Origin of the sequence: Rhodopseudomonas sp. (genome assembly GCF_048594845.1) — a bacterium.
Lineage (GTDB): Bacteria > Pseudomonadota > Alphaproteobacteria > Rhizobiales > Xanthobacteraceae > Rhodopseudomonas.
Genome location: NZ_JBMDXE010000283.1, coordinates 1 through 9,471 on the forward strand (window position 1 = coordinate 1; position 9,471 = coordinate 9,471).

At 67.1% G+C, this 9,471-nt stretch carries 7 protein-coding genes and 1 pseudogene; 4 read left to right on the plus strand and 4 right to left on the minus strand.

Annotated features, from left to right (window positions below):
• Nucleotides 1-105: pseudogene (locus ACOJTD_RS18365) on the plus strand (DUF2848 domain-containing protein); the annotation flags it as partial.
• A 122-nt stretch (nucleotides 106-227) separates the two neighbouring features.
• On the opposite strand, the gene ACOJTD_RS18370 reads toward ACOJTD_RS18365, so the two are convergent.
• On the minus strand, nucleotides 228-1,412 hold the full coding sequence (locus ACOJTD_RS18370; RefSeq protein WP_420134311.1) for an acyltransferase family protein: 1,185 nt from the start codon (nucleotides 1,410-1,412) through the stop codon (nucleotides 228-230).
• A 344-nt stretch (nucleotides 1,413-1,756) separates the two neighbouring features.
• Complete coding sequence (locus tag ACOJTD_RS18375) at nucleotides 1,757-3,385, minus strand: fatty-acid--CoA ligase (RefSeq protein ID WP_420134312.1); 1,629 nt, start codon at nucleotides 3,383-3,385, stop codon at nucleotides 1,757-1,759.
• Nucleotides 3,386-3,502: 117 nt separating this feature from the next.
• On the opposite strand from ACOJTD_RS18375, the gene ACOJTD_RS18380 reads away from it, so the two are divergent.
• Nucleotides 3,503-4,513 carry an extensin family protein gene (locus tag ACOJTD_RS18380; RefSeq protein ID WP_420134313.1) on the plus strand — a complete coding sequence of 337 codons (1,011 nt, stop codon included), beginning with the start codon at nucleotides 3,503-3,505 and terminating at the stop codon, nucleotides 4,511-4,513.
• 327 nt (nucleotides 4,514-4,840) lie between these two features.
• Here ACOJTD_RS18380 and ACOJTD_RS18385 read toward each other — a convergent pair whose 3' ends face one another.
• Nucleotides 4,841-5,521, minus strand: coding sequence for a L,D-transpeptidase (locus ACOJTD_RS18385; protein WP_420134314.1), 681 nt, complete (start codon nucleotides 5,519-5,521; stop codon nucleotides 4,841-4,843).
• A 384-nt stretch (nucleotides 5,522-5,905) separates the two neighbouring features.
• Between ACOJTD_RS18385 and ACOJTD_RS18390 the strand changes: the two genes are divergently transcribed.
• Nucleotides 5,906-6,886, plus strand: a complete 981-nt coding sequence (locus ACOJTD_RS18390) for a magnesium transporter CorA family protein (RefSeq protein WP_420134315.1) — start codon at nucleotides 5,906-5,908, stop codon at nucleotides 6,884-6,886.
• 155 nt (nucleotides 6,887-7,041) lie between these two features.
• Here ACOJTD_RS18390 and ACOJTD_RS18395 read toward each other — a convergent pair whose 3' ends face one another.
• Nucleotides 7,042-7,488 (minus strand): nucleoside deaminase, encoded by a 447-nt coding sequence (locus ACOJTD_RS18395; RefSeq protein ID WP_420134316.1) that lies wholly within the window; start codon nucleotides 7,486-7,488, stop codon nucleotides 7,042-7,044.
• Between the two features lie 171 nt (nucleotides 7,489-7,659).
• On the opposite strand from ACOJTD_RS18395, the gene ACOJTD_RS18400 reads away from it, so the two are divergent.
• The coding region (locus tag ACOJTD_RS18400; RefSeq protein ID WP_420134317.1) for a S4 domain-containing protein at nucleotides 7,660-9,471 on the plus strand (1,812 nt) is incomplete at its 3' end.

A 9,471-nucleotide genomic window follows, 5' to 3' on the forward strand; every position in this document is an offset into this window, starting at 1 on the left:
GGCATCCGCCCTGCGACGCGGTTCGACTACGAACTCATCGACCCGGTGTTGAATCGTAGCATCAGCAGCGGCTACGACGTGCGAACGTTGCCGGTGCTGGGCTGAACCAGCACCCGATCGGTCAGGGCGATACATCTCCCCGACCGCAGCGCGCTCCCTCTCCCGCTTGCGGGAGAGGGTTGGGGTGAGGGCGCCCCAGGCAGTGAGTCAGTTCTCCAAGCGCTGCGCTAGACGATCCGCCGCGCCCCCGGAGTCCGAAGCAGCAGCCCGGCGAGCGCGTAGCACAGCACGCAGGTCAATGTGCCGGCGATCGGAAATTTGACCAGCGCCGGCAGCGCAAGCGGGCGCCCCGCCAACGCGACGCCGACCAGCACCGGCGGGTGAATAATGTAGATCGCGTAGGCGCGGTCGGCGAGTTTGCCCCAGATCGGGCTCAGCGTGGCGAAGCGACGTTGAAACGTCGGCAGCAGCCACAGGATCAGTCCCCACGCGACGAGCGGCTCCCACAGCGCGTAGATTGCGGCCGGCCACGTCCAGCCGCCGGCCGAGGATCGATGCAGCGCCGGGACGATCGCGCCCGACAGCGACGCGATCGGCAGCACCGGCAGGCAGATCAGCGTCAGCGTCAACCACAGCCGCGTGGTTGTGGACGGCACACGCTCCAGCCAGCGCGCGTCGGCGGCCGCATAGCCGGCGGCGAACAGCATTGTGTAGCTGGCGAAGTAACCGAGCTGCAGTCCGTTCCACTCCGACCCCACCGGCCACCACAGCCGCAACGCGAACGCCGCAACGCCGGTGAGCAGCGCCGCGCACAGCAGAACGAGATTTGACGGGAATGATGTCGTAGCCGCGTCAGCAGCAGGTATCGGTCGCCGCGTGAGGTTGAACCACAGCATCGCGCCGGCTCCGAAGATCAGCAGCGCGTGCGCGAACCACAACGGCCCTTGGATGAAACGGCCGCTGCTCATGATCGCGGCCAGCGTCGCGATAAACGGATGTCCGTGGGCGGTCTGTCCCAGCGCTTCGCTGACCGGCCCGATCACCCAGCCGAAGGCCAGCAGCGGCAGGCCGAGCCGGATCAGCCGATCGCGCGCATAGCGCAACGATCCTTTGCTGCGCAAGGCGGCCGGCGTGAAATAGCCAGCCAGCAGGAAGAACAGGCCCATGAAGTAAGCCTGATTGATGGCGACGAAGAGGGTCAGCAATTGCGAGGAGGGGGAGTGATCGGCCGGTAGCTCATGATAGAACCAACCGCCGCTGGCGCCGTAAGTGATCGCCGCATGATGAAACAGCACCAGCAGCGTCATCGTGGCGCGCAGCGCATCCAGCCCGCCGTTGCGGCCCGGCCGCGCGTCGGGTGCCGGCTGGGGACGCACATCCACAACAGGCTGAGCCGTCACACCCATCTGCATCGGGACGCTCCGTCGCCGCGCGTTCACCGCATCATTTGCGCGAGTCGGTCATATCGGAAGCCACCAGCGTTAGCGCCGGAAATGTCGAGCGACCGTGGTCCGTTCAAGCAAATGTGCGGGCGCTGAAGATAGAAGGTGGCGCCCGCTCCGACCGCAGCGCACTCCCGCTTGGGGGAGAGAGCCCGGGTAAGGGCGACACGGGCTCGGTGCCTGGGGACCCCCACCCCCGACCCCTCCCCGCAAGGGGGAGGGGAGAAGAGTACGGCGCGCTCCCTCTCCCGCTGGCGGGAGTGGGTTGGGGTGAGGGCGCCCCAAGCAGTGAGTCAGCGCCCCGACGGATAGCTCTACGCCGCCGCCCCTGGCAGCGTGTAGGTCTTGAACTGATCGCGTAGCGCGGTCTTCAGGATCTTGCCGGTCGCCGTATGCGGGATGGCGTCGACGAACACGATATCGTCGGGCATCCACCATTTGGCGATCTTGCCATCCATGTATTGCAGGATCTCGTCGCGGGTGCAGGTGACGTCCGGCTTGAGCTGGCAGATCAACAGCGGACGCTCGTCCCATTTCGGGTGATACACGCCGATCACAGCGGCTTCCGCCACCTTGGGATGGCCGACCGCGAGGTTTTCGAGGTCGATCGAGGAGATCCACTCGCCGCCGGACTTGATGACATCCTTTGAGCGGTCGGTGATCCGCATGTAGGCGTCCTTGTCGATGGTGGCGACGTCGCCGGTGTCGAAGAAGCCCTGCTCGTCGAGGATCTCCTTGTCGACGCGGTAATACGCCTTGGCGATCGCCGGGCCCGACACCTTCAACCGGCCGAAGGTCTTGCCGTCCCACGGCACGTCCTGGCCGGCATCGTCGGTGATCTTCATCTGCACACCGAACGGCGGGTAGCCCTGCGTCGCCAGCACGTCGAGGCGCGCGTCGCCGCTGGTCTTGTCGAACGGCGGCTTCAGCGTCGCCAGCGTGCCGAGCGGGCTCATTTCGGTCATGCCCCAGGCGTGGCGAGCCTCGGCGCCCATGTCGACGAACGCCTTGATCATCGATCGCGGCATCGCCGAGCCGCCGCAGATCACCATCTTCAGATCCGGCAGCGTCAGCTTCTCCTTCTGCATGTGCTGCAGCAGCATCAGCCACACCGTCGGCACGCCGGCGGTGTGCGTCACCTTCTCGGTCGACAGCAGCTCATACACCGACGCCCCGTCGAGCTTGGCGCCGGGCATCACCAGCTTGGTGCCCATCGACGGCGCCGAGAATGCGATGCCCCAGCTGTTGGCATGGAACAAAGGCACCACCGGAAGCATGGTATCGGCGGCGCGGGTGCCGAGCGCGTCCGGGTTGTTGGCCATCAGCGCGTGCAAGACGTTGGAGCGATGCGAATACAACACGCCCTTGGGATCGCCGGTGGTCCCCGACGTGTAGCACATCGCTGCCGCGGTGTTCTCGTCGAAGGTCTTCCATGCGAAGTCGCCGTCGGCTTCCTTCAGCCACTCTTCATACGCGACTGCGTTCTTCAGCGTGGTCTGCGGCATGTGCGCAGCATCGGTGAGCACCACGAAGCGCTCGATGCTCGGCATCTGGTCGGCGATCTTCTCCAGAACAGGAATGAAGGTGAGGTCGGTGATCATCACGCGGTCCTGCGCGTGATTGACGATCCAGGCAATCTGGTCCGGAAAAAGCCGCGGATTGACCGTATGGCAGATCGCGCCGATTCCCATGATGCCGTACCAGCATTCCAGATGCCGCGCGGTGTTCCAGGCGATCGTCGCGATGCGATCGCCGAGCTTGATGCCGGCGCGGTCCAGCATCTGGCTGACTTTCAGCGCCCGTTGATGGATCTGCGCATAGGTGGTGCGGACGATCGGACCCTCGACCGAACGGGTGACCACCTCCTGGTTGCCGTGGACCTGAGCCGCGTGCTCGATGATCCGATGACACAGCAAAGGCCAGTCTTGCATCAGTCCAAGCATCCGAATTGTCCTCCTGATTTTTATCCCCTTGGGATTGGCGCGGACCTTAGCGCGGTCGCGGCCCGCGGAAAACAGGTCTGTCGCAATCTGTTCCGCGGCAAAGCGCCGGTTTGGACGGTGCTGGTCGCTCTGGCTGCGTTCGCCGCCGAGCCGGCACTGGGGCGAAGCGCCATCCCGCTGCCGAAACCGCGTCCCGCTTCCGCGCCACAACCGGATGATCGCGCGGCTGCGCCCGAATCCAGCGGTGCGGAGCCAGCCCCGGCCGCGCAGCCGCCCGCACAGGCCGATGCCAAGCCGCAGCCGAAGCCGCCGAGCGCGTGCCGGCTGGCACTGACCGAGCAGATCGCGATCGCGCCGAGCATTCCCGATATCAACGATCCCGGCGGTTGTGGCGGCACCGATCTGGTCCGGCTCGAGGCCGTCGTGCTGCCGGACGGCGCTCGCGTCGCGCTGACGCCGGCGGCGACCCTGCGTTGTTCGATGGCGAGCGCGGTGGCGGAATGGGTGCGCGCCGACGTGGCGCCGCTCGCGAGCGCGCTGCAGTCGCGGCTCGCTGCGCTCGACAATTTCGATTCTTACGAATGCCGCGGCCGCAACCGGGTGCGCGGCGCCAAGCTCAGCGAGCACGGCAAGGCCAACGCGATCGACATCCGCGGTCTCAAGCTCGCCAGCGGCCGGCTGCTGTCGCTGACCGACCGCACCAGCCCGCGCGCGATCCGCGAGAGCGTGCGGCAGTCGGTGTGCGACCGCTTCTCCACCGTGCTCGGCCCCGGCTCGGATGGTTATCACGAGGATCACATCCACCTCGACCTGGCGCAGCGGCGCAAGGACTATCGGATGTGCCAGTGGGACGTGCTCGAGCCGCTGCCGCAGATCGCGCCGCTGCTGCCGGCGCCGCGACCGGACGAAGCGCCGCCGCGCGAAGTCGCCGCCGATCAGCGGCAGGATCGTGAGCCGCAACGCGAGCCGGAGCAGGGCCGCCCCGGGCAGGCCGAGCCCCAGCAGGCCGAGCCGGAGCAGGGTGAGCAAACCGCCGAGCCGGAAGCGCCGCCGGCAGCGAGCAAGAAAGCCAAGGCCAAAGCGCAGCCAAAGAAGCCACGGAGTGAGCGGCAATCCGAACTACGTTAGCGTCCGCGTCCTTTGCGATGTGAAGCAAGCCTGCCGAAGTGACGTTTCGATCAAACGTGCCGCGAGCATGGAGCAATCTCTCTCGCCTGCGGGAGAGGTCGGCCCGGCGAAGCGCAGCGAGGCCGGGACGGGTGAGAGCGGGGCTCTCCACAAGTTCGTTGAGTCAGTGCTTGGGGCGCCCTCACCCCGGCCCTCTCGCGCGGGCGGGAGAGGGGGCGCGCTGCGGTTCGTCGCTGCGCGTCGGCCAACAAAAAAGCGCCGGACGAGCCGGCGCTTTTTGATCTGATCGAGCCGGCGCGATGCGCGGCTGAACTCTTGCTCGCCGGCTTACTGCCAGCTCGACGAGCCGCCCTGCAGCGCCATCTTGGAGTTGTACGGCGAGTCGCCGTGCTTCGGCTCCAGCACTACGACGATCGCGCCCATCTTGACCCGGTTGTACAGGTCGATGACATCCTCGTTGGTCATGCGGATGCAGCCCGACGAGATCGAGGCGCCGATATATTCCGGCTGGTTGGTGCCGTGGATGCGGAACAGCGTGTCCTTGCCGCCCGAATACAGATAGATCGCGCGCGAGCCCATCGGATTGTCCGGGCCGGGGGCGACGAACTTCGGCACGCCCAGGCGGGAGATTTCGCCGGGGGTGGGATGCCAAGCCGGCCATTCCGTCATCGCGCCGACCTTGGCAATGCCCGACCAGGCCATCGCTTCTTCGCCGACGGTGATGCCGTAGCGGATCGCCTTGCCGCCATCCATCACGTAGTAGAGGTAGTGATTGTCGGAATCGACCACGATCGAGCCGGGCGCTTCCTTGCGATGGTAGTCGACGATGGCGCGGCGGAATGCTTCCGGCACCGGCGTCTTCACATAGGAGACCTTGGAGAGGAGCTCCTTGTCGCGTGGCTTCAGCGCCGACGACGACGTCTCCTGATAGGTCGTGGCCTGCATACAGCCGGACAACAGCAGGCCCGCGCCGACGAGCAGCCCCAGCTTCTTTCCAAGAGACGCCATTATCGTTCCATTTCAGAATAGCGCGCCCCAAGCTGCGCGCCTGATCAGCATTGCGCGTTACAGCCGCGCCGGACGAGGTCTCGTAAACGACGATTCCTAGGCTTTAGTATCGCCGAACGCGGCCGCTTTACCAGCATTTCTGCGGGTGGTTCCGTACGGTGGCGCAGCGTTGTTGCATTTCTGCCGCAGAACCGAGGTAGATGATTAACTTCGCGGCAATAGCTGTGGCGGACCCGCCGCATCTGTCCCGCATCTTCGCCGTGGTCGGTGAAGCCGCTTCATCGAAAACGTCATGACCGGCGTCAGCGGCGCTTGCCACCTCGGCGCAGTTACGGCACTCCAGTGCCACCTCCGCCGTCACGTCCCGCCAGCACCGGAGCCCTCATGCTCGCGCTCTTCGCTCCCGCCGATTCCGCCCTCAAGCGCGCCGGGCCGATCGACCTCAATGCGCTGCCGGAAGACGCGGTGTGGATCGATCTCGAACGGCCGACCGCCGACGAGGATCGCGCGGTCGAGAAGCTCGCCGGGATCGCGGTGCCGACCCGCGAGGACATGCAGGAGATCGAAATCTCCAGCCGTCTCTATATCGAGAACGGCGCCCGCTACATGACGGCCAGTCTGATGTGCGGCGCCGACACAACGTCGCCGCGGCTGTCGCCCGTCACCTTCATCCTCGCCGGCCGCAAGCTGGTCACGGTGCGCTACGACGAACCGCGGCCGTTTCCGGTGGTAGAAAACCGGCTCGCTCGCACGCCGTCATTCAGCGCCACCGGCGAGACCGTGCTGCTCGAATTGCTCGACGCCGTGATCGACCGCTGCGCCGACATTCTGGAACGCGCCGGCGCCGAGGTCGACGACGTCAGCCGCGAGATCTTCGAGCCGGAGGGCGCCGCCCGCACCGGCCACCCCAAGCGCTATTCCGACATCCTGATCGCGATCGGCCGCAAGGGCGACCTGGTGTCCAAGGTGCGCGAGAGCCTGGTGTCGATCGGCCGGCTGGTCGCTTTCCTCACCGTCGAGGGCGAAGGCCTGAAATGGCCGAAGGACAGCCGCACCCAGCTCAAGACCATGCAGCGCGACGTGATCTCGCTGACCGACCACGCCAGCTACCTGTCCAACAAGATCACCTTCGTGCTCGACGCCATGCTGGGCGTCGTCAATCTCGAGCAGAACAACATCATCAAGCTGTTCTCGGTGATGGCCGTCGTGCTGATGCCGCCGACCCTGATCGCCTCGATCTACGGCATGAATTTCAAGTTCATGCCCGAACTCGAATGGGCCCACGGCTACACCATGGCCCTCGGCATGATGCTGGTCGCGGCGATCGTGCCGTATATGTTTTTCAAGTGGAAGAAGTGGTTGTAGGGACGCGATCAGTGGCTGCGGGCGCGCAACCGCGCAGGTGCTGCGTAGACTAGATTCGAAGCGGCCCACGTCTTCGCTCAGCATGAGTGATCTCCACCACCAGCGCTGATGTCATAGGGCATGGCGCACTGCGCGTTTGCGCCCGACGTCGGCGCCTATCGCCGCGCCTTGAAGAACTCCCGCAGCAGCGCCGCGGCTTCGCGCTCGCCGACGCCGGAGTAGATCTCCGGCGCGTGGTGACAGGTGGGCTGGCTGAAGAACCGCACGCCGCTCTCGACCGCGCCGCCTTTGGGATCGAACGCGCCGAAATAGAGGCGCCGAATCCGCGCAAAGGAGATCGCGCCGGCGCACATCGTGCAGGGCTCCAGCGTGACGTAGAGGTCGCAGTCGGTCAGCCGTTCGCTGCCGAGCGCGGCGGCGGCTTGGCGGATCGCCAGCAGTTCGGCGTGGGCGGTCGGGTCGCGGTCGGTCAGCGTGCGGTTGGCGGCGGTGGCGATCACCGTGCCGGCGCGGACGATGACGCAGCCGACCGGGACTTCGCCGGCGTCGGCAGCGGTTTGCGCCGCCTGTAGCGCCAAATCCATGAAAGAGTGCGTCGTCATGGCTCGTCTCGCCGGGAAAACTCTGCTAGGAGAGCCCATTCAGCAACAGTGGATACCGGTTTTGCGGGACCCGAGCGCCTTCGATGAGAGCGCGAGCGACCCTGGCGCGAGCCCGTTTCCTGCCTGAGCCCCATTGCCGATCCCGACGGATCCCCTGAAGAAAGACCACTCATGCCCCGCGACACCGACAAAAACAACTCAGCGCGCGGCCGCCGCGATCGGCCCGGCGGCGGCAAAGCTGCGGGCGGCGGCAGCAGGGGTGGCTTCGGCGGGAAAGGCGGCTACGGAGCAAAGAGCGCCGGCGGCAAAGGCCGGTCGGGCGCCGCGCGCGGTCCGGACAAGAAATTCGCCAAGCGGGCCGTGGGCGGCGAGGCCCGCGGCGATCGGCCCTACGCCAAGAAAGCGTTCGACGGCGAAGCCAAGCGCTCGTTCGGGGCGCGCGAAGGCGGCGAGAAGCGCAGCTACACGCCGCGCCCGCCGCGCGACGATCGCGGCGGCGACCGCCCGTTCAAGCGCGACGATCGTGCGCCGCGCCGCGAGGGTGACGCGCCGCGTCCGCGCTTCAATCGCGACGAGCGTCCGGCTCGCGGTGGTGATCGCCCCGAGCGCGGCCCCCGCAAGGAGTTCGGCGAGAAGCGCTCGTTCGGCCCGCGCGAAGGCGGCGAGAAGCGGACCTATACGCCGCGCCCGCCGCGCGACGATCGTGGCGGTGATCGCCCGTTCAAGCGCGACGACCGCGCCCCGCGCCGCGACCGCGACGACGCCCGCCCGGCCGGCCGCTTCGGCGAGAAGAAATTCGGCGACAAACCGTTCGGCGATCGCAAGCCGCGCGAGGGCGGCGACAAGCGGCCGTATCAGCGCCGCGAAGACGGCGACAAGCGTCCCTACACGCCGCGTGATGGCGGCGACAAGAAGTTCGGCCGCGGCGCACCGGATCGCGGTCCGCGCAAGAGCTTTGGCGACCGTGCCGAGCGCGGCACCGACCGCGGCAATGACAAGCCCTGGCAGAAGCGCGATAGCGCTCCGGCTGGGCGTGGAGATCGGCCCGAGCGCGGCGAACGCAAGGGCGGCTTCGACAAGCCGCGGTTCGATCGCCCGCGTGAAGAGCGCGGCGGTGAGCGGCCGCGGTTCGGACGCGACGAGCGGCCGAAATTCGAACGCCGCGAGCGCGGCGGCGACTGGCACGAGCATCCGCGCAGCGAAGCGCGCTCGTCCGATCGTCCGCGCAGCGAAGGCCGCGGCTTCGACCGGCCACGTCGTGATAACGAAGATGATAGCAAGGTATTTGCCAAGCGCCCGGCGTTCGGCGGCCGCGGTGCCTATCGCGAACGGCCGGCGGGTGAGCGCGGCAAGTTCGACAAGAAGCCCGGTCGCGGCAAGCCCGACCGCCGCGACGCCAAGGCGTCGGCCAAGCCCGGCGACCGCATCGCCAAGGTGGTGGCCCGCGCCGGGATGTGCTCGCGGCGCGACGCCGAGGCTTGGATCACCGACGGCCGCGTCACCGTCAACGGCAAGGTGATCGATAGTCCGGCGCTCGACGTGCTGCCGTCCGACGTCATCACCATCGACGGCAAGCCATTGCCGGAGCGCGAGCGGACGCGGCTGTTTTTGTATCACAAGCCGCGCGGCCTGATGACCACGCACGCCGATCCGGAAGGCCGGCCGACGGTGTTCGATCATCTGCCCGAGGATCTGCCGCGGCTGATCTCGATCGGCCGGCTCGACTTCAACACCGAGGGCCTGCTGCTGCTCACCAATGACGGCGGGCTGGCGCGCGCGCTGGAGCTGCCGGAGACCGGCTGGCTGCGGCGCTATCGCGTCCGTGCCCATGGTGAGGTGACCCAGGCGCAGCTCGATCAGCTGAAGAATGGCATCGAGGTCGACGGCGTCAAATATGGCGAGATCGACGCCAAGCTCGAACGCGACCAGGGGGCCAATGTCTGGCTGGTGTTCGCGATCCGCGAAGGCAAAAACCGCGAAGTG

Excerpts from the sequence above, each read along its gene's own strand:
- ACOJTD_RS18370 (WP_420134311.1), bottom strand. The coding sequence starts at position 1,412 with ATGCAGATGGGTGTGACGGCTCAGCCTGTTGTGGATGTGCGTCCCCAG.
- ACOJTD_RS18375 (WP_420134312.1), bottom strand. The coding sequence starts at position 3,385 with ATGCTTGGACTGATGCAAGACTGGCCTTTGCTGTGTCATCGGATCATC.
- ACOJTD_RS18385 (WP_420134314.1), bottom strand. The coding sequence starts at position 5,521 with ATGGCGTCTCTTGGAAAGAAGCTGGGGCTGCTCGTCGGCGCGGGCCTG.
- ACOJTD_RS18390 (WP_420134315.1), top strand. The coding sequence starts at position 5,906 with ATGCTCGCGCTCTTCGCTCCCGCCGATTCCGCCCTCAAGCGCGCCGGG.
- ACOJTD_RS18395 (WP_420134316.1), bottom strand. The coding sequence starts at position 7,488 with ATGACGACGCACTCTTTCATGGATTTGGCGCTACAGGCGGCGCAAACC.